At 75.6% G+C, this 20,408-nt stretch carries 14 protein-coding genes; 1 reads left to right on the top strand and 13 read right to left on the bottom strand.

The features are described from left to right. Position 1: 1 nt before the first annotated feature. The 10 genes from P3H78_RS08330 to P3H78_RS08285 all read right to left on the bottom strand — a co-directional run bounded on the left by P3H78_RS08330 (position 2) and on the right by P3H78_RS08285 (position 16,081). A complete protein-coding gene (locus P3H78_RS08330) occupies positions 2-1,636 on the bottom strand; it encodes an MFS transporter (protein ID WP_276108185.1) in 1,635 nt (544 codons plus the stop codon). A 68-nt stretch (positions 1,637-1,704) separates the two neighbouring features. Then, positions 1,705-4,332, bottom strand: a complete 2,628-nt coding sequence (locus P3H78_RS08325) for a winged helix-turn-helix domain-containing protein (protein WP_276108325.1) — start codon at positions 4,330-4,332, stop codon at positions 1,705-1,707. Positions 4,333-4,670: 338 nt separating this feature from the next. Next, positions 4,671-6,797, bottom strand: a complete 2,127-nt coding sequence (locus P3H78_RS08320; protein ID WP_276108184.1) for an SWIM zinc finger family protein — start codon at positions 6,795-6,797, stop codon at positions 4,671-4,673. Between the two features lie 689 nt (positions 6,798-7,486). Continuing rightward, on the bottom strand, positions 7,487-10,345 hold the full coding sequence (locus P3H78_RS08315; RefSeq protein WP_276108183.1) for an SCO1167/SCO6262 family helicase: 2,859 nt from the start codon (positions 10,343-10,345) through the stop codon (positions 7,487-7,489). Between the two features lie 111 nt (positions 10,346-10,456). Next, positions 10,457-11,041 (bottom strand): sugar kinase, encoded by a 585-nt coding sequence (locus P3H78_RS08310; RefSeq protein ID WP_276108182.1) that lies wholly within the window; start codon positions 11,039-11,041, stop codon positions 10,457-10,459. Beyond that, complete coding sequence (locus tag P3H78_RS08305; protein ID WP_276108181.1) at positions 11,038-12,186, bottom strand: ROK family glucokinase; 1,149 nt, start codon at positions 12,184-12,186, stop codon at positions 11,038-11,040. The genes P3H78_RS08310 and P3H78_RS08305 overlap by 4 nt, the downstream gene beginning before the upstream one ends. A 140-nt stretch (positions 12,187-12,326) precedes the next feature. Beyond that, on the bottom strand, positions 12,327-13,118 hold the full coding sequence (locus P3H78_RS08300; RefSeq protein ID WP_276108180.1) for an ATP-binding cassette domain-containing protein: 792 nt from the start codon (positions 13,116-13,118) through the stop codon (positions 12,327-12,329). Continuing rightward, positions 13,115-14,164, bottom strand: coding sequence for an ABC transporter permease (locus P3H78_RS08295; RefSeq protein WP_276108179.1), 1,050 nt, complete (start codon positions 14,162-14,164; stop codon positions 13,115-13,117). The genes P3H78_RS08300 and P3H78_RS08295 overlap by 4 nt, the downstream gene beginning before the upstream one ends. Then, positions 14,161-15,165 (bottom strand): sugar ABC transporter substrate-binding protein, encoded by a 1,005-nt coding sequence (locus P3H78_RS08290; protein WP_276108178.1) that lies wholly within the window; start codon positions 15,163-15,165, stop codon positions 14,161-14,163. Before P3H78_RS08290 ends, P3H78_RS08295 begins: the two co-directional genes overlap by 4 nt. A 178-nt stretch (positions 15,166-15,343) precedes the next feature. Beyond that, complete coding sequence (locus P3H78_RS08285; RefSeq protein WP_276108324.1) at positions 15,344-16,081, bottom strand: GntR family transcriptional regulator; 738 nt, start codon at positions 16,079-16,081, stop codon at positions 15,344-15,346. A gap of 129 nt (positions 16,082-16,210) precedes the next feature. Here P3H78_RS08285 and P3H78_RS08280 point away from each other — a divergent pair, with 129 nt between their 5' ends. Continuing rightward, a complete protein-coding gene (locus P3H78_RS08280) occupies positions 16,211-17,233 on the top strand; it encodes a Gfo/Idh/MocA family protein (protein WP_276108177.1) in 1,023 nt (340 codons plus the stop codon). 276 nt (positions 17,234-17,509) lie between these two features. Here P3H78_RS08280 and P3H78_RS08275 read toward each other — a convergent pair whose 3' ends face one another. The 3 genes from P3H78_RS08275 to P3H78_RS08265 form a co-directional block, all read right to left on the bottom strand. Continuing rightward, the gene (locus P3H78_RS08275) at positions 17,510-18,694 is read right to left on the bottom strand and encodes a cytochrome P450 family protein (protein WP_276108176.1); all 1,185 of its coding nucleotides are present in this window, start codon (positions 18,692-18,694) and stop codon (positions 17,510-17,512) included. 293 nt (positions 18,695-18,987) lie between these two features. Next, a complete protein-coding gene (locus tag P3H78_RS08270) occupies positions 18,988-19,899 on the bottom strand; it encodes a phosphotransferase (RefSeq protein WP_369015718.1) in 912 nt (303 codons plus the stop codon). Next, the gene (locus P3H78_RS08265; RefSeq protein ID WP_276108174.1) at positions 19,896-20,315 is read right to left on the bottom strand and encodes a helix-turn-helix domain-containing protein; all 420 of its coding nucleotides are present in this window, start codon (positions 20,313-20,315) and stop codon (positions 19,896-19,898) included. Before P3H78_RS08265 ends, P3H78_RS08270 begins: the two co-directional genes overlap by 4 nt. Positions 20,316-20,408 lie beyond the last annotated feature (93 nt).

The raw sequence follows: 20,408 nt of genomic DNA, 5'->3' as shown, positions 1-20,408 counted from the left end.
CTCAGCGGTCCGTGCCGGGCGCGGCGCCGGCCTGCGGCCGGGGCTCCTTCGGCCGGGCGGTGCGGCCGGTCCGTCCGCCGGGCAGGTCCCCGGTGAACAGGAAACTGGCCAGCGTGATGCCTCCGGTCACCAGGATCGCCGCCTTCAGCCCGGCCAGCTGCGCGGCGGCGTAGGAGTCCGTGACCGCCTCCACCTGGGACGGGGGCAGGCCGGCCTGCTGGGCCGCGGTGCGGACCTGGGCGGTGGGCACGAAGCTCACCCCGGACTCCAGCGCGATCCCGGTCTGCCGGCGCGCCTCGTCGGACAGTGCCGGGTTCCCCGCGACCTGGGTGGTGAAGGCCTGGGCGAGGGCGCCGATGAGCACCGATCCGATGAGCGCGGTGCCCAGCGCGGAGCCGAGGTTCTGCGCGGTGAACTGCAGCCCGCCGACCTCGCTGCGTTCCTCCTCCCCCGCGCCGGACTGGACGACGTTGCCGAGCTGCGAGGCGAGCAGCCCCATGCCGATGCCGAGCAGCGCCATCGCCCCGGCGAACTGGGCGTCGTCGATGACCGGCTTGATGGAGGCCAGCAGCCAGGCGATGGCGCCCGCCAGGCAGGTCAGGGCGAGCCGGACCATGCGCCGCGGGCCGACGGACCGGCCGAGGCGGGAGGCGATCGCGGACGCCAGCAGCATGGTCGCCGAGACGGGCAGCAGCCGCAGGCCGGTCTGGAAGGCGTCGAAGCCCTGCACCACCTGGAGGTAGAGCGGGATGGCGAAGAACAGCCCGAGCAGGATCAGGTTCTGGTTCAGCAGCGACGTCAGGCCCGAGCGCAGGACGGGGCGTCCCAGCAGGGCCAGGTGCACCAGCGGGTCCTCGCCGCGGGACTCGCGGCGGCGCTCCCAGCCGCGGAAGCCGGCCAGGACGAGCAGGCCGGCGGTGATGACGAAGGTCGTCGGCGCGAACCCGAAGACGGTGAAGGGGGCGTTGCGGGGCTGGAGCCACCCCCAGGTGCTGCTCTGCAGCACGCCGAAGACGCACAGCGCGAGCCCGAGGGCGGACAGCACGGCGCCCACGGCGTCCAGCCGGGGCCGCGGCCCGCCGCGGCCGGAGGCGGTGAGCACCCGCTGGAAGCACAGCATGACCACCACGACGACGACCTCGCCGGCGAAGACGAGCCGCCACGTCAGGTACGTGGTCACCCAGCCGCCGAGCAGCGGGCCCACGGCGATGCCCGCGCCGGCGAGGCCGCCGATCACGCCGTAGGCGACGGCCCGGTCGGGGCCGCGGTAGGTCTCCGCGACGAGCGCGGCCATCGCGGGCAGCACCAGGGCCGCACCGAGCCCCTCGATGAGGGACCAGCCCAGGGTGAGCACCCAGAGCGTGGGGGCGACGGCGGTCAGGGCCGAGCCGGTGCCGTAGACGACGAGACCCAGCAGGAACAGGCGGCGCCGGCCGAAGATGTCGCCGAGCTTCCCCCCGACGATCATGAAGGCGGCCATCACCAGCGCGTACAGCGTGATGACCGCCTGGATGGCGGTGACCTCGGTGTCGAAGTCCTTCACCAGCCGGCTGATGGACACGTTCATCACCGAGGTGTCCAGCACCATCAGGAACTGGGCCGTGCCGAGGAGGATCAGAGCCCGCCAGTGCCTCACCGTGTCCACCTCGCCGCGTCGTCCCGAGCGCCGGCCGCCGGTCCGGGTCCGTTCCCCGGTCCGGGGCCTCACATGAGGCGGAGTTCGCGGGCGCGGCGCACCGCGTCGTTGCGGCGGTTGACGCCGAGCTTGCGGTACGCGGTCTTCAGGTGCGTCTTCACCGTGTTGACGGAGACGAAGAGGTCGGCGGCGATCTCCTCGGTCGACATCATCTGCGCGAGGCGCTGCAGCACGTCCCGCTCGCGGGCGCTGAGCGGCTCGACGACGGGGGCCGGGGAGAGGGCCCCGTCCGGTGGGCCGCCCGCGGGCGGGCCGGGGCGCTGGGTGAGCCAGTCGGCGGCGAGCTCCTGCGCCGGTTCCGCGGCCAGCAGACGGCGGATCCAGGGGCCGGCTTCGAGGAACGGACGCCGCAGCAGTTCGCGGCGGGCCTGCCGGAGCGCCTGCACCACCAGGCGCAGGGCGGCCACCGTGTCCCCCGCCAGGTCGGCTGCCTGGGCCCGCACCAGCAGCGCCCGCACGGTCACGGCGGGGCCGCCGGGCTCCACGGTGCGGACGTCGTCGAGCAGGCGCAGTGCCTCGTCGGCCCTTCCGGACGCCAGGAGGGCGCGGGCGGCCGCGGCCGCGCAGGCCGGGTGGAGCCGGGCCGCGTCGTCCAGGACCTTCGCCGCCGCCTCGGGGCGGCCCTCGGCGAGGTGGGCGGCCGAGGCGATCAGCGCCGCCTGCTGCTCGGCCCACGGCGAGGACACGGCGGCGGCGACGGCCGACTCCGCGGTCTCCAGGGCGGCGGGGGCGTCGCCGCGGGCCAGCAGCAGCCGCCCGCCGGCGATGACGTGCGCCGCCGCCGCGACCGGGTCGGGCGCGCCGTGCCGCGTCGCCGCCTGGTCCAGCAGGGCCTGGGCCTCGTCCAGCTCGTTGCGCTCGACGGCGACGGCCGCCAGGACGAGCTGGCCGAGGCCGGACCCGGAGGGCTGCGGCACGCTGAAGCGCTCCGCGTCGCTGATCGCCGCGCGGGCCTTGCGCTCGGCGCGGCCGGGCCGGCCGTCGATCTGGTCGATGAGCGCGAGGTGGTTCAGGGCCTCTTCGCGGGGGAGGGCGGTCGCGGCGCCGCCGGGGCTCGCGACCGCCGCGGACAGGGCGGTGCGCGCCTCCTCGAAGCGTCCCGCCCACAGCAGGGCGGAGCCGAGGTGGGTCTGGAGCAGGGCGGGGAGCTCCGGGTGCCGCTCCAGGGTGTCGGCCGGGACGTCCTGCTCGGCGAGGCGCGCCTTCCGCGCCGCCTGCTCGGCCCGTCCCGGCGAGCCGGTGAGGCGGGCCGCCAGGGCCTCCAGCAGGGCGCAGTTCAGCTGGACCGCCGCCGTGTCGGGGGCGGGCAGGTCCGGCGCGGTGCCCTCCTCGGCGCCCCGCAGATGGGCCAGGCCGTGCTCGATGTCGCCCGTGGACAGGGCGCGTGCGGCACGGACCAGGTGTGCCTGGGGGCCGTCGGCGTCCGGGGCCATCCGGGAGAACAGCTCACCGAGGTCGTCCGAGCGCAGCCCCAGGAAGAGCTGCCCGATCGCCAGGTCGTCCACGAGGACGCGGGCCGTGAACTCCCAGTCGCCCGCCGCGGCGCCGTGCGCCAGGGTCTCGGACAGGGGGCCGGAGCGGTGCAGCCAGGCGGCGGCCCGGCGGTGCAGCTCGCGTTCCAGGCCGGGGAGGCGGACACGCTGATGGGCCCGGAGGATCTCCGCGAACAGCGGGTGCAGCCGGTACCAGGAGTGGCCCAGGTGGTGCACGAAGGCGTTGGCCCGGTGCAGTGCGGCCAGCCGGGGTTCGGCGTCCTGCTGCCCCGTCACCGCGTTCGCCAGGTCGGGGCAGAACCGGTCCAGGACGCTGACCCGGAGCAGCAGCTCCTGCGTCTCGGGCGGCTGCTGCTTGAGCACCTCGGCCAGCAGGAAGTCGGCGACGGCGCTCTGCCCGGCCTCGAACTCCTTCAGGTACGTCTCCGGGTCGTTGCTCTCCTGCGCGGCCAGCGCGCACAGCCGCAGGCCGGCGGCCCAACCCTGGGTCCGGCCCACCAGGGCCCGCACACCGGCCCCGCTCAGCCGCAGGCCGTGCAGGTCCAGCAGGGTGGCCGCCTCCTCGGGGGTGAAGGCCAGCTCGGCGTCGCGGATCTCGGTGAGGGTGCCCAGGGCCCGGTAGCGGTGCAGGGGCAGCAGCGGTTCGGTGCGGGTGACGAGGACCAGGCGCAGGCCCGCCCCGGCGTGGCGGAGGACGAACTCGAGCTGGTCGGCGATCTCCGGTGTGGTCACGAGGTCGTACTCGTCGAGGATCACGACCGCGGGCCGTTCGCGGCCGCTGAGCCCGGCGGCCAGCCGGGCCAGCAGGGTGTGGTCGACACGGCTCGGGTCGGCGGGGCTGCCGACCTCGTCGGCGGTGCGCACCCCGCTCGCGCGCAGGGCCTGCAGGAGGTACGCCCAGAAGACGCCGGGGGCCCGGTCGGCCGGGTCGCAGGTCAGCCAGGCGACGGGCTGCCCCAGGGTCTCCGCCCAGTCGGCGGCCAGCAGGGTCTTGCCCGCCCCGGCCCCGCCGTTGATCATCGTCAGCGGCGTGTCGAGGGCCCGGTCCAGGTGTGCGACCAGGCGCTCGCGGCGGATGAAGGTGTCCGGGCGGAGCGGAAGGGCGAACCGGGTGCGAAGGAACGGGTCGCCCACCGGATCCATCCGCGGACCGCTCGGTTCCCGGGGGGTGTCACCGAGTGCAGCCACGACGCTCACCACCACTGTTCGTCAGGCCATGGGCAGCGCTCTTTAGGCAATGATCCCAGTGTTCGCGCCGACGGGCGCGCGGAGCAGGGCCCGACGACCTGTGACCTGGTCCGACCGGATACCCCTGCGGGGTTTCCATGCGCCGCCGTCGATCTTCCGGACGGGGGCGACGGGGCGGGGGCCGCCGGGGCGGGCGGGGCGTGCGGTTCACGGGGGCCGGTGGGGCGTCCTGGCCGTCCGCGGTGCGGGGGGTCGGCGGGTCGGCCGATGCCGGGCGTCGGGCCGGTCGGCGGTCAGGGGTACGTGACGGCCGCCAGGCCGGTGAGGGCGCCGACCGGGTCGAGGTCGGGGGTGCCGCGCGGCCACCAGTCGTCGTGGCCCGGCTCGGACTCGTAGCCGTACCAGAGGCCGTCCCGGCCGAACCGCAGCTGGACGTGACCGCCGGGGTGGGTGAGCCGGTTGCGCACCGGGCGGAAGGCGGGGAGGTCGGCGGCGAGGAGGAGGGAGCGGGCCCGGTCGAACCGCCCCGCCGGCGGGTCCCAGGGCTCCTCCAGGACCGCGAGCCCCTCCGGCCCGCCCTGCCGCCAGGCGGCCACCGAGCGGGCCAGGTCGCCCGTGGTACGTCCGGTGGCGGTGGCCAGCGACGCGTACAGCGAGCGGGTGGCGGCGGTCAGCCCGGAGCCGGGGCGTGCCGCGGCGAGGCGCACCGCGTCGGCCCAGAGCGTCAGCCCGTCCAGGGGGTCGCGGCCGGTGGTCAGCAGGGCGTGCGCGCGGGCGGCCGCGTCGGTCGCCAGCTGGTCCAGCGCGAACGGGTCCGGCCCGCCCGGGGCAGCCGGGTACGCCGGCGGCTGCTCGGGGTGCGGGGGCGGCGGCAGCGGCGCCGGAAGCGGCGGCAGGCTGCGCGGTGCGACGGCCTCACGTGCGCGGAGGCCCGGCAGGGGCGCCGGACCGCGCTCCTGGGCGGCACGGGCCGCGCGGGCGGCGCTCAGCCGGGACAGCGCGTCCAGCAGCTCGCGCTCGCCCCGGCCGCGGAGCAGGAGCAGCACGAAGGGATCCGCGTCCAGGAGGCGGGCGGTCTGGTAGCAGAGCGCGGCGGCGTGCTTGCAGGGGTGGCCGCGGTCGGGGCAGCTGCAGTGCGGCTCCAGGTCACCGGGCCCGGGGAGCAGGGGCACCCCGCAGTCGGCGAGCGAGTGGGGCATCTCCCGGTCCAGGAGCGCGGCGATGTGCCCCGGCCGCTCGGCGGCGGCGTCCAGGAAGCGGTCCCACGCCGCGTCGTCCAGAGTCCGCAGCCGCACCTGCACCCGGTACGGGCGCGGGCGGCTGCCCTGCACGTACGCCAGGACCAGTCCGGGCGTCACGGTGATGGCGTCGACGTGTCCCGTCTCCGCGTATCCGCGCCCGCGGGCCAGCCGGGCGGCGTCCAGCGCGCCCTCCTCCAGCGCGGAGATCCAGGCATGCCCCCACCAGGTCGAGGCGAGCCCGGGACCGCCGGCCTCCCGCGCCCCGGGGGCGGCGAAGGTCCGCCGCAGCTCGCCGTCCCGGCGGGGGTCGGCCATGGTGCGGCGAACCCGGGGGGCGGCAGGGGCTGCGGCGGAGCCCGGGGCGGTGGCCCGCGGCGCAGTGGTGCCGCGGCCGGCCCCGCCCTCGGGGGCGGGGACCGGGCCACCACCGGCGGCGGGTACGGGTCGTCCCTCGGCGACGGGGGCGATGCCCGTGCCCGTGGCGGGGGCGGTGCCCGTGGCGGGGGCGGTGCCGCGGTCGTCGGGGTGGACGGGGTGGGGGACGGAGTCCGGACGGGAGGTGGACGCCGGGGACGGTGGAGCGTCTGCCGCCTGTGCCGCCGCGCCCGCGGGCGGGACAACGGCCCCCGCCCCGCCACCTGTCGTCTCCGGGGGCATGCCTCCCGGTGGCATCTCCTCCGACGGCATCCGGAGGGCGCCCGCGATCAGCTCCCGCACCTCGCGGGCCCGGCGCCCGGGATCCCCGAGGGGGGCGTCACCGCGGGTGCGGCGGGGGGCGGACGGGGTGCGGCGCGTCCGGCCGCGGCTCCCGCCGCGCGGGTCGGCGACGCCGGCCCCGTCCTCGGCCCGCCAGGAGTCCACGGCAGGCCCGGCCTCCCGTGCCGCCGGCTCCCCCCTGCCCGGGCCTCCGGCCGTACCGGGAACTTCGACGGCGGGCGTGCCCGCCTGTGCCTCGCGCCGGGACCTGGCCAGCCGCAGGGCCTCACGGGCGGCGTCGGCCGGGCGGACATCCGGGACGCGCGCCCCGCTCCCGCGCGGGGGTGCGGGACTGTCCGACGGCTCACCGGAGACGTCGGCCGAGGGCCGGGCCGCCCGGGTCGAGCCGTCGGAGGCCGCGCGTCGCAGAGCCGCGCGGGCGGCGTCACCGGGCCGGGCGGGCCGGGCCGCCGCCGCGTGCACCGCCGGATCGCCGGGCGGCCCGTCGTCCGCCGAGGCCTCATCCGTCAGCGCAACGACCGCTGAAGCAATGTCCGCTGACGCGACGTCGGTTGACGCAACATCCGCTGACGCTGCACCCGTTGAGGCTGCGTCCGTCGGCGCTTCCCCTGTCGCGGACCCGCCCGTCGCGAAACTGTCCGTCGCGGAGCCGTCCCTCACGGAGCCGTCCGCCGCCCGCTGCTCTGCCGCAGGAGTTCCCGTGACCGATCGGTCCGTTGCAGGAACGTCCGTGACCGACCGGTCCGTTGCCCAGCCGTTCGTCTCCCGCGTGCCGTGCGGGGACCTGTGCGACGCAGTTGCGCCCTGCGAGGGTCGGCCCGCCTCCGCTACGCCCTCGGCGTCCTCCACGCCCTGCGACGACCGGTGTGCCGCGGGACCGTGCCCGGGTGGGGCCTCCCCCGCCCCGGTACCAGCCGCCGCACGGGCCGCCCGCAGCGCCTGCCGTGCCGCGTCGGCGGGCCGCGCCTCCCCCTCCGAGCCGCCCTCCGGAGAGGGCCCGCCGGCATGCGTCGCGCCGGCCGAGTCCGCCCGCTCCCCAGGCGCACCCCGACGGGCCGGGCGCCTCGCGGCCTCCCCCTCATCCCCCGCAGCGTCGAACTGCTGCCGCGCGTCCGGGGGATCGGAGGCGCGGGCCCACTCAGGGGTGTCCATCACGCCTCCCTGCGCAGCGACACGAGGTCGGTCAGTTCACGGTCCGTCAGCTCGGTGAGGGCGGACTCGCCCGAGCCGAGGATCGCGTCGGCGAGGGCGCGCTTGGCGGCGAGCATGTCGGCGATGCGGTCCTCCACGGTGCCCTCGGTGATCAGGCGGTGGACCTGCACGGGCTGGGTCTGGCCGATGCGGTAGGAGCGGTCGGTGGCCTGCTCCTCCACGGCCGGGTTCCACCAGCGGTCCACGTGGACGACGTGGCCCGCACGGGTGAGGTTGAGGCCGGTGCCGGCCGCCTTCAGGGACAGGACGAGCACGGGTGTCGCACCGCTCTGGAAGCGGTCGACCATGCGCTCGCGGTCAGGCACCGGTGTGCCGCCGTGCAGCAGGTCCACCGGGACCGCGCGCGCCCGCAGATGCGCGGTGACCAGCCGGGCCATGCCGACGTACTGCGTGAAGACCAGCACGGAACCGTCCTCGGCGAGCACCGTGTCCAGCAGTTCGTCCAGCAGGGCGAGCTTGCCGGAGCGGGCCACGAGCCGGTCGCCCGGCGGATGCTCCTCCTTCAGGTACAGGGCCGGGTGATCGCAGATCTGCTTGAGCGAGGTCAGCAGCTTGAGCACCATGCCCCGGCGGGCGATGCCCTCCGCCGTCTCGATGGCCAGCAGCGCCTCGCGCACCACCGCCTCGTACAGCGCGGCCTGTTCGCGGGTGAGCGGGACGGGGTGGTCGGTCTCCGTCTTCGGCGGCAGCTCCGGGACGATGCCCGGGTCGGACTTGCGGCGGCGCAGCAGGAACGGGCGCACCAGGCGCGCGAGCCGCTCCACCGCCTCGGCGTCCTCGCCGTTCTCCACCGCGCGCGCGTGCCGGGCGCGGAAGGACTTGAGCGGGCCCAGGAGGCCGGGGGTGGTCCAGTCGAGGAGCGCCCACAGCTCGGAGAGGTTGTTCTCGACCGGGGTGCCGGTGAGGGCCACGCGGGCGGGCGACGGGATGGTGCGCAGGGCGCGGGCCGTCGCCGAGTACGGGTTCTTCACGTGCTGTGCCTCGTCGGCGACGACCATGCCCCAGGGGTGCTCGGCGAGTCGGGGCGCCGTGGACCGCATGGTGCCGTAGGTGGTGAGGACGAACCCGCCGTCCGCGCCGTCCAGGGTGCGGTCGGGTCCGTGGAACCTGCGGACGGGCACACCGGGCGCGAAACGCTCGATCTCCCGCTGCCAGTTCCCGAGGAGGGATGCGGGGCAGACCACGAGCGTCGGTTCGCTGCGGGCGCGCTTCAGGTGCAGGGCGATGAGGGTGACGGTCTTGCCGAGGCCCATGTCGTCGGCGAGGCAGCCGCCGAGGCCGAGGGAGGTCATGAGGTCGAGCCAGGCCAGGCCGCGCAGTTGGTAGTCGCGGAGGGTGGCGTGCAGGCCGGGGGGCGGTGCGGCGGGGTGCACACCGGCCGTGAGGCGGGTGCGCAGTGCGGCCAGGGCGCCGACCGGCACGGCCTCGACCGTCTCGCCGTCGACCTCGGCGCTGCCGGTGAGCGCGACGGACAGCGCGTCGACCGGGTCGAGCAGGCCCAGGTCGCGGCGGCGGGCCTTGCGGACCAGCGCCGGGTCGACGAGCACCCACCGGTCCCGCAGCCGGACGACGGGGCGGTGCGCCTCGGCGAGGGCGTCCATCTCGGCCTCCGTGAGCGGCTCCCCGCCGAGTGCGAGCTGCCAGCGGAACCGGAGCAGCTCCTCCCCTTCGAAGAAGCCGGTGCCGTCGGTCGCGGAGCCGGGCGCGGGCCGCACCTCCGCGGTCGCGGTCAGGTCCTGCGCCAGGTCGCGGGGCCAGTGGACGGCGACCCCGGCGGCCGAGAGCCGGGTCGCGGCCACGCCGAGCAGCTCCGTGACCTCCTCCTCGGACAGGGCGAGCACGTCGGGCACCGCCTGCTCGGCGAGGCGGTCCAGCGGTGGCCAGACGCGGGCCGCGCGGCGCACCGCGAGGGCGGCGTCGACCCGCGCGCGGGGGCCGAGCGCGGCGTCGGCCTCGCCCGCCCACAGTGCCGCCGCGTCGGCGACGAGCGTGGGGTCGGCGAGGCTGTGCACCTGCACGATCGCGGCGCCCGCGTGGCGTGTGGGGCCGGTGGTGCCCGTGTCCTGCGAGGCCTGGTCGCGGTCGAAGAGGCTGTGGGCGGACAGGTCCAGGCGGAGCGAGATCCGCACGCCGGCGTCCATGCCGGCGGCGACCTCCGCCGCCCAGTCGTGGGCGGCGGGGAGGTGCTGGGGCGCGCGGTCCGCGAAGGGGCGGCCGCAGGCGTGCGGGGCGGCAGGGGTGCGCGGCAGGGTGTCGGCGACGGCGTCGAGGAAGGTGCGCAGCAGCGCTTCCGGCTCGGGCAGCCGGAGCGGTCCGGAGCCGGGCAGCGGGACGGCGTGGCCCTCGAAGGGCAACGCGGCGGCGATCGCGCGGAGATGGGCGATGTCGTCGGGGTCGAGGGGGCCGGCGCGCCAGGCGTCCTGTCCGGCGGCGGTCAGGCCGGGCAGCAGGCGGCCGCGCGCGGTGAGCCGCAGCGCGTGCAGGGCGGCCGCGCCCCAGCAGGCCGTGGCGGGGTGGGCGGCCGGGTCGTGCCGCGCCCGCACGAGATGCGGCAGCGCCTCCTCCAGGGGCAGGGAGAGCGCGGGGGCGGAGGCCCGGCGGGCGCCCGCTCCGTGCCTCCGGACGACCGTGAGCTCGGTGTCCTGCGGCGGGGTGTCCGCGGGCCAGTCGCGGCCCTCGGGGTCCCAGAAGGCGACGCGGCCCTCGCGCGGGAGGGGTGCGGGCAGGAAGACGGCGGCCAGCCGCACGGACACGGTGTCCGCGGACGCGGGCGCCTCCTGCACCGCCGTGTCGCTCATACGTCCTGTCACCTCCCGCTCCGCCGGTCGAACCGATCGTCCTCGACTCTACGGGCGGGGTCTGACAACCGGCTCCGCCGCCGAGGACCCGGCAGGGTCCGCCCGGGCCCGTCAGGGAACCGTGCGCGAGACGACGTAGACCATCGGCAGCACCGGGTTGGACAGGTTCACGACGACGTCCTGCGTCGGTGCCGGGTTCTTCTGGGCGTGGTGCAGGCCCCACCAGGGGCCGGCGGACGTGAAGGTCCAGCCGGTGACCTTCCGGTCGCGGGCGCCGACGGTGACGGTGCCCTTCTTCAGGTCGCTGCGGTTGACGCCCATGGCGTTCAGGAAGGTCTCCAGGCCGGGCTGGGTGGTCCGGAACCGGACGTAGAGCCTGCTGGTCTTCCAGTTGTTGGTCTCGTAGGAGGCGACCCGGTCCGCGGGGTGCGGCATGGGCACCTGGTAGAGGCGCTGCTGCACCTTGGAGGGGTACGTGGCGGTGAGGCCGGTCGCCGCGTACTTGGCCTCCTTGTCCTTGCCGCTGTTGCGGCTCTGGTTGGCGGAGATCACCAGGTAGCCCGCCGGGACGCCGATCAGCAGCACGATGATCAGCAGGGTGAGGGTCCTGCGGCGGTTGCGGTGGCGGCGGTCCTCGGTGGGCCGGGGAGGCGGTTCGTCCGGGGGTGCCGCCTGGCGGGGCAGGGACATCGTCACAGCGCCCCCCGGGTCGCGCGGCGGGCCTGCGCGTAGCGCTCGTACCGCTCGTGGCGCTCGGCCCGGCGCCGCTTGGCGCGCCGGAAGCGGCGGGCGACCAGCCGCGCGAGGTCGGCGGCGCCCACCATGCCAGCCTCCGGGCCGAGCTGGGCGCGGACGATGCGGGCCTCGGGGCGGTAGCCGCGGCCGGTGAGGTGGCGCTTGAAGGCGTCCCGGGCGGGGCCGATGAGCAGGTCGTCGGCGGCGGAGACCCCGCCGCCGATCACGAAGCAGGACGGGTCCAGGGCGGCGGCCAGGTTGGCGATGCCGACGCCGAGCCACTGGCCGATGTCCTGGAGCAGTTCGATGCACATGGCGTCGCCCTCGCGGGCCAGCTCGGTGATCATCGGGCCGGTGATGTCGGCGACGTTGCCCTTGACGTGCTCGATGATCCCGTAGGCGACCGGGGAGTCCGCGGCGGCCAGCTCGCGGGCCTCGCGGACGAGGGCGTTGCCGGAGCTGTACTGCTCCCAGCAGCCGCGGTTGCCGCAGGGGCAGCGGTGGCCGCCGGGCACGACCTGCATGTGCCCGAACTCCCCGGCCACCCCGTACTTGCCGCGCTTGACCTGGCCGTCCTCCAGGATCGCGCCGCCGATGCCGGTGCCGAGGGTGATCATCACGAGGTGGTCCTCGCCGCGGCCGGCGCCGAAGCGCCACTCGGCCCACGCGGCGGCGTTGGCGTCGTTGTCGACGAGGACCGGGACGGAGAGGCGCTCGGAGAGGCGGTCGCGCAGCGGCTCGTTGCGCCAGGCCAGGTGGGGGGCGAACAGGACGCGGTTGCGGTCGGCGTCGACCCAGCCGGCCGCGCCGATGCCGACCGCGTGCACGTCGTGCCGGTCGGACAGGTCCAGGACCAGCTCGGAGATCGTGTCCTCGACGACCTGGGGGCTCTTGGACTTGTCCGGCGTCTCCGCGCGGAGCTTCTCCAGGATGTTGCCGTCGGCGTCGACGACGCCCGCCATCACCTTGGTGCCGCCGATGTCGATGCCCACCGTGGGCACCCGGGGTGCCGTCAGGTGGGAGCGGCGCTCCCGCGTGCCCACCGTGCGCAGGACGGGGGTGCGCCGGGAGCCGATGGGGGCGGAGAGGTCGCGGTAGGTGCTCATCGCGCCCGATTCTGCCGCACGGCCGGTAAGGACGCCGTACGGGGGAGGCGGCCCGCGGGCTGCGCGGAGGCCCGGTGTGCGGGCGTCGTGCCTGGTCACGCCGCCCGCGCCGGAGAGGGGCCGGTCAGCGCCCCGGGCCGTCAGGTGTGCCGCAGCTCATGGCGCAGGTCGTCGAGGTCGCTGCCGCCCGCCATCTGCCGGGTCAGCTCGTCCAGGGTGATGTCGTCCCGGGTGTGGCTGCCGGCCATGGTGCCCCGGCGCAGCAGCACGAACCGGTCCCCCACCAGGTACGCGTGGTGCGGGTTGTGGGTGATCAGCACGACGCCGAGGCCCTGGTCGCGGGCCGCGGCCACGTACTTCAGCACCACTCCGGACTGCTTCACGCCGAGGGCCGCGGTCGGTTCGTCGAGGACGAGGACCTTGGCGCCGAAGTACACCGCCCGCGCGATGGCGACGCACTGCCGCTCACCGCCGGACAGGGTGCCGATGGGCTGGTCGACGTCGCGCAGGTCGATGCCCATGCGCAGCAGCTCGGCGCGGGTGGTCCGGCGCATGAGGTCGACGTCCAGGCGGCGGAAGGGGCCGGCGCCCTTTCGGGGCTCGGAGCCGAGGAAGAAGTTCCGCCACACCGGCATGAGCGGGACGACCGCGAGGTCCTGGTAGACGGTCGCGATGCCGCGGTCCAGGGCGTCGCGCGGGGAGGCGAGGCGGGTCTCCTCGCCGTCGATGCGCAGCACGCCGCCGTCGTGCCGGTGCAGGCCGGAGATGATTTTGATCAGGGTGGACTTGCCGGCGCCGTTGTCGCCGAGGACGCACGTGATCCGGCCGGGGTGGACCTCCAGGGAGACGTCCTCCAGGGCGCGTACGGTGCCGTAGTGCCGGCTGACGCCGGACAGCTCCACCAGGGGCGCGGACGGGTCGGTCGCTGTCATGCCGTGGCCTCCGCACGCTTGCGGACCCAGGCGTTGACCAGGGTCGCGAGGAGCAGCATCGCTCCGAGGAAGAACTTGAACCAGTCGGGGTTCCACTCCGCGAAGACGATGCCCTTGCTGGTCATGCCGAACAGGAACGCGCCGACCGCCGCGCCGACGGCGCTGCCGTAGCCGCCGGTGATGAGGCAGCCGCCGATGACGGCGGCGATGATGTAGATCAGCTCGTTGCCGACGCCCTCGCCGGACTGCACGGCGTCGAAGGAGAAGAGCAGGTGCTGGCCGGAGATCCAGGCGCCGAGGGCGACGCCCATGTAGAGGCCGATCCGGGTCCGGGTGACCGGCACGCCGACCGCGCGGGCCGCGTCCTTGTTGCCGCCGACGGCGAAGATCCAGTTGCCGGTGCGGGTGCGCAGCAGGATCCAGGACCCGAGGGCGACCAGGGCGAGCCACCACACGATGGTGACCTTGAAGTCGACGCCGCCGATCGTCAGCGTGGAGGCGAAGACGGCGTGCGCGGCGGGGAAGCCCTCCATGTCGCCGACGGTCTTGGTGGAGACCGTGCCGTCGATCAGCTTGGTGAAGCCCAGGTTGAGGCCGGTCAGCATCAGGAAGGTGCCGAGCGTGACGATGAAGCTGGGCAGCCCGGTGCGGGTCAGCATGTAGCCGTTGAAGGCGCCGACGGCCAGGGTGACCAGCAGGGAGACGCCCACGCCGACCCAGACGTTCGCCGTCATCTGGTAGCTGGACATGGACGAGACGAGCGCGGAGGTCGTGACCAGCACGCCGGCGGAGAGGTCGAACTCCCCGCCGATCATCAGCAGCGCCACCGGGACCGCCATGATGCCGATCGTGGAGGATGCGTAGAGCACGGTGCTGAGGCTGGAGGCCCGCAGGAAGCCGTCCGCGGCGCAGGCGAAGAAGACGAGGACGGCGAGCGCGCCGACCACCGAGCCGAGTTCGGGCCTGGCCAGCAGTCTCCGCAGCGGCGAGCTCGGCAGGATCCTTTCATCGGAGGGTGCGGCCGGGGTCTCCGTGGTCGTGCTCATCGGGTGCCCCGCTTGGTGTACTGCTCCAGCGCGGCCGCCTGGTCGCGGGTCACGATCTGCGGGCCGGTCAGCACCGGCCGGCCGCCGCCGAGGACGTCGCCGTTGTACTTGTAGAGCCACAGCAGGTCGACGGCCTGGTAGCCCTGGAGGTACGGCTGCTGGTCGACCGCGAAGCCGAGCGTGCCGTCCTTCAGCTCCGACGCCACCTGGGCATTGAGGTCGAAGGTGTCGATCTCGGCCTTGCTGCCCGCGTCCGCCTTCGCCTTCACCGCGGTGTCCGCGTACGGGGCGCCCAGGGTCACGACCGTGTCGACGGACGGGTCGGCCTGGAGCCGGGCCTCGACGGCGGACTGGACGTCGGGCATGTTCGTGCCGTTGACGTAGAGGTTGTCGACCTTGCCCCTGAAGGTCTTCGCGACGCCCGCGCAGCGCTGCTCGTGGCCGACGTTGCCCTGCTCGTGCAGGATGCACAGCGCCTTCCTGCGGCCGCGCTTGTTCAGTTCGTCGCCCACGGCCTCGCCGGCGACGGTCTCGTCCTGGCCGACGTGCGTCAGCGCGCCGAACGCCTTGGACTCCGCGGAACCGGAGTTCACCGTGATCACCGGGATGCCGGCCTTCTCGGCGCGGGCCACGGACGCCTTCAGCGCGTCGGGCTTGGCGAGGGTGACGATGATGCCGTCCACCTTCTTGTCGACGGCCGCGTCCACGAGCTGGGCCTGCTGCTGCGCCTCGGCGTCGTGGGAGTACAGGAAGGAGACGTTGTCCTTGACGGCGGCCTGCTTGGCGCCGCTCTGCACGATGTCCCAGAAGGTGTCGCCGTCACCGGAGTGGGTGATCATCGCGAAGGTCCAGCGGGGCGTGTTCACCGCCGCCCTGCCCTGGGCCGTGGCGGCGTTGCGGGCGTCCTCCGCGCGCTTGCCGCCGGTGCTGCTGCAGCCCGCGAGGGACATGGTGAGTGCCCCCGCGAGCACGATGCCTGCCCAGGTTGGAAACCGTGCCACGAGGCCGTGCCCTTCTTGCCGTGTTCGAACGTACGCACGGGGCCGATGAACCTCGCATCAGCCCCGAACAGTGCATTATCGAACACCGGGCCGCACGGCCGGCGACCGGGGAGCACCGTCCGGTCACCTTGTCCGGACATGAAGGGGGAGGGGCCGTGACGCCGCGGGCCCGCCCGCGTCAGGACCGCACGAGCAGCTGGAACTCGAAGGAGTAGCGGGAGGGGCGGTAGAGGTGGGTGCCGAACTCGACCGCGCGGCCGGTGTCGTCGAAGGTGGCGCGCTCCATGGTGAGCAGCGGCGCGCCCTCGGGCTCGCCGAGCCGCTCCGCCTCCTCCGCGGTGGCGGCGCGGGCTCCGATCGACTGGCGGGCGCTGTGCAGGGTGATCCCGGACGCCCGCATCAGCCGGTACAGGCCGGTGGCCTCCAGCTGTCCGGTGTCGAGGTCGATCAGGCCCGGCGGCAGGTGGTTGACCAGGTACGCCATCGGCTCGCCGTGGGCGAGGCGGAGCCGCTCCACCCGGTGCACCTCGCCGCCCTCGGCCACCCCGAGTGCCGAGGCGACCTCGGCGGACGCCGGGACGACCGTGTTGACCAGGACCTTCGTGGCGGGACGCCGGCCGGCCGCCTCGAGGTCGTCGTAGAGGCTGCTCAGCTCCAGCGGGCGCCTGACCCTGCTGTGCACGACCTGGGTACCGACACCGCGCCGGCGCACCAGGAGGCCCTTCTCGACGAGGGACTGGATGGCCTGGCGGACGGTCGGCCGGGACAGGCCGAGCCGCCCGGCGAGCTCGATCTCGTTGCCCAGCAGACTGCCCGGGGTGAGGGTGCCGTGCTCGATCGCGGCCTCGAGCTGCTGCGCCAGCTGGAAGTACAGCGGCACCGGCGAGCTGCGGTCCACGCCGAGCTCCAGCGACAGGGTCGGATCCACTCCTGGTTTGGGCACGCGCCGAGCGTAGCCCCGTGGCCGGTTGACGGGAAGTCGTGTAGTCAGATTGTCCGGACATTCCCATTGACAGGGCGTGGGGTGGGGCCCCACGTTGTTCCCATGCGCATCGGGGTCATCGGTACGGGTCGCATCGGTGCGATCCACGCCCACACGCTCAGCCGTCATCGCGAGGTCGGTTCGCTGATCCTCACCGACCGGGATCCGGCGCGGGCGCAGGAGCTCGCCCACCGCCTCGGCGAGACCGCGGCACCGGGCACGGACGAGATCTTCCGCTGGGGCGTGGACGCCGTGGTGATCACGACGGCGACATCGGCGCACGCCGATCTGATCGGCCGCGCCGCGCGCTCGGGCCTGCCGGTGTTCTGCGAGAAGCCGATCGCCCTGGACCTGCCCGGCACACTCCACGCGCTCGCCGAGGTGGACACCGCGGGGACGGTCCTGCAGATGGGCTTCCAGCGCCGCTTCGACAGGGGCTACGCGGGCGCCCGGGAGGCGGTGCGCTCGGGCCGGCTCGGCCGGCTGCACACCGTCCGGGCGGTGACCTCCGACCAGGCGCCGCCCCCGCCGTCCCGTCTGCCGCTGTCCGGCGGCCTGTTCCGGGACGCGCTGATCCACGACTTCGACGTCCTGCGCTGGGTGACGGGGCGTGAGATCGTCGACGTGTACGCGGCCGGGTCGGACGCCGGTCCGGCGATGTTCCGTGAGGCGGGCGACGTCGACACGGGCGCCGCGCTGCTCACCCTCGACGACGGCACCCTGGCGACGGCGACGGCGACCCGGCTGAACGGCGCCGGGTACGACGTGCGCATGGAACTCGCCGGGGAACGGGACCAGATCGTGGTCGGCCTGGACGACCGCACGCCGATCGCGTCCACCGAGCCGACCGGTCCCCCGGCGGCGGACAAGCCGTGGACCGGCTTCCTGGAGCGCTTCGCGCCGGCCTACGAGGCCGAGGTGTGCGCCTTCGTCGACGTCGTGCGGGGCGAGCGGCCCAATCCGTGCGACGGGCGCGAGGCCCTGCAGGCACTGCGGGTCGCCGAGGCGTGCGAGCTGTCCCGGCGCGAGCGCCGCCGGGTCGCGCTCGCCGAGATCCCGGGCGGGACGGCGGCCGCGTCCCGCTGAGCGGGGCGCGCGGGCACAGGGACACGCGCTCGGGCGCAGGAACGCGTGGGGGCGTGAGCGCACAGGCCCACGGGTGCGCGAGCGCAGGGGGCGCAGGCCCCGCCGGCCCCTGCCTGTCGGCCCGCCCACTCCCGTGCACCGGCCCGGCCCGCTCCCGCTCACCCGGCAGCCCGCTCGCGCTCACCGGACCCGCCGCTCGCGCCCACCGGCCCCCCGTGCCGTCCTGTGCCGCCCGCGCCCCGGCTGGGCGGTGGCCGGCGGGTGTGCCGTGCGCGGCTACCAGCGCACCGGAAGCGTCCTCCTCCCCCGGATCAGCATGCCCGGGAGCCACTCCCCCGGCGGGCCGTCGAGGGCGAGGTCCGGGGCGCGCCGCAGCAGGGTGCGGATCGCGGTGCGGGCCTCCAGGCGGGCCAGCGGTGCGCCCAGGCAGAAGTGGATGCCGTGCCCGAAGGCCAGGTGCCCCCGGGACTCGCGGCCGATGTCGAAGCGGTCGGGGTCCGGATACCGCCCGGGGTCCCGGTCGGCGGCGGCCAGGGCGACCACCACCGCCTCGCCCTTGTCGACGAAGGCACCGGCGATCTCCATCGGCTCCGCGGCGAAGCGGAACGTCGCCGTCTCCACCGGGCCGTCGTACCGGAGCATCTCCTCGACCGCGTCGTCGATCAGCTCGGCGTCGGCCCGCACGGCCGCCAGCTGATCGGGGTGCGCCAGCAGGTCGTGCACCCCGTTTCCGATGAGGTTGACGGTGGTCTCGTGGCCGGCGACGAGGAGGAGGAAGGCCATGCCCCGCAGCTCCGTGGACGAGAGCCGGTCGCCGTCCTCCGCCGTCGTCCGGATCAGGACGCTGAGCAGGTCGTCGGCCGGTCCGGCGCACCGCTTGTCCTCGATCAGCCCGTCGAGGTAGTCGCCGAGACGGCCGAAGGCCCGCTCCATGGCCTCCTCGCTGCTGGGGGCGACGACCTCGTTCGACATCTCCCGGAACGCCGTCCGGTCGACGTCGGGGACGCCGAGCAGCTCGCAGATGACGGTGATCGGCAGCGGATAGGCGAACGCCTCGACGAGGTCGGCGCGGCCCCGGGGCAGCATCGCGTCGAGCAGGTCGTCGGTGATCTCCTGGACGCGCGGGCGCAGGGCCTCGACCCGGCGCGCGGTGAAGGCGCGGGAGATCAGCGACCGCAGCCGGGTGTGCTGCGGCGGGTCGGTGTTCAGCAGGTGCCGGCCGATCAGCCGGGCCTCGGCGGCCTCTTCGAGGGCCGCGCCGATGTCCTTGGACAGCCGGGGGTCGGAGAGCGCGGCGCGCGCCTCCTCGTATCCGACGACGAGCCACGCCTCGTATCCCGCGGGCCGGGGAAGGCGCACCCGGTGCACGGGTCCGCGGGCGCGCAGCTCGGCGTAGACGGGATACGGGTCCGCGCGGAACCCGGGTCCGTACTCCTGGAGGTCGATCACGACTGCCTTCACCCCTGATCCTCCGGCGCGCCGCCTGCGGCGCACCCGGTGTCCGTGTCCCTCGACGGTCTCCGGGGCCGCGTCCCCGCGACGCGTCTGCGCGCCCCGTGTCGCCCCGTTCCCGGACAACGCGTGGGGCACCCGCAAAGTGCCTCGGCCGGCTGCCTTTCCCGGATCGGGCGAGCCCCGCGGGAGCGTCCGGACGCGGCCGCCGCACGGCGGGGCGTGGAGCAGCGCGACCGGCGGGGAGACGGGCGCGACCGCTGCCTACGGTGGCGGGGAGACGGAACCCGCCGCCGGAGGCGTCAGCCGGTACGGCGCTCGGCGAGGTCGAGCCAGTGCTCCACGTCGACCGGGGTGAAGTGCCGCACGGCCCAGTCGACCATGCGCAGGCTCATGTGCGCCCACAGCGGACGCAGGACGTCCTCGGGGTACGCGTCGAGGACGTCGTCGAGCCGGGCCGTGACGTCGGGGTCGGTCTCCTGCGCATGGATGCCGAAGCGCAGGGTGACCAGGTCGAGGCGGCGGTCGCCGCGGGCCGCGCCGTCCCAGTCGACGACGCCGGTGACCGCTCCGCCGCTCGCCAGCAGGTTGCCGGGATGGAAGTCCAGATGCACGGCGTCCGTCCCCGCCATGCGGGGCCCGGCGTCGGCGCCGACGGCGGCGACCCAGCGCTCCAGTGCCGCGCTGCGGCGGTTGTGCCGGCGCAGCGGCTCGTGGAGGCAGTACCCGGCGCCGTCGTCCCGCAGGTGGAGGTCCACCGCGGGAATGCCGGGGTGGTCGGCGAGCCGGCCGGCCTGCCGGGCGTTGAGGTCGAGCACCTGGTCCAGGGTGCGGTGGTCCAGGCGGTCGACCTTCGTGCCCGGCAGCAGTTCCTGCACGATCACGACGGCGTGGCCGATCTGGGCGACCAGCTCGGTGGCCGGAGCCGGATAGCCCGCCGACCGCAGCGCCTCGGCGACGGCCAGCGGTCCCGCCCGCATCTCCTCGGCCGAGGCGTGGGGCCGCCAGGTGAGGACGGAGCGGTGGCCGTCCGCCCGGCGCACGTAGGCGGCGCCGACCTGCCCGCCGGGGCAGGCGCCGTCGAGGGTCAGGCGGACGCCGGTCCGCGCGTGCAGGGCGTCGACCGCCCGGGCGGCGTCGAGCCGCTCGGCCCGCTCCCACCGCCCGGCGGCGGGTGCGGCGCCGGTGCCGCGGCCCGGAGGGACGGGGGTCAGGGGGTGTCCTCCTCGGTCGGTCCCGCATCGTGGGCGGGGAGGGCGATCTGCACCCGGTCGCTGAGGCCGAGCTCGGCGAGGACGCGGGAGACGCGGGTCTCGACGGTGGCGACGCCCGTGAACAGCCCTGCCGCTGACTCCGCGTCGGCGGGACCCGGTCCGCCGTGCACGGCGAGGTCGCGCTCCCGGTCGTCGAGGGCGTTCAGGCGGGCGCGGTCCCGCCTGCCGCCGGCCGCGGTGCCCGCCGCGTGCCGCATCAGCCGGCGGGCGGCCGCCGGCGGCAGCACGGGGTCGCCCGCCGCGACCTGGCGCACCGCCTCGGCGATCTCGGCGTCGTCGGCGCCGCCCGGCAGGACGCCCGGCCCCGCCCTCACCAGGGGGTCGTCGTCGACGAGGAGCACCCGGATCGCGGTCATGGCACCCACCCAACCAAAGGACGGCGGTGCCGACCACACCGGCGCACGGACCACGACCGCGGCGGCGCGGCGGCCGTGTCCCCGCCGCCGGCG

Source organism: Streptomyces tropicalis, from assembly GCF_029269835.1.
Taxonomy (GTDB): domain Bacteria; phylum Actinomycetota; class Actinomycetes; order Streptomycetales; family Streptomycetaceae; genus Streptomyces; species Streptomyces tropicalis.
This window is presented reverse-complemented; position numbering and strand designations above follow the sequence as displayed.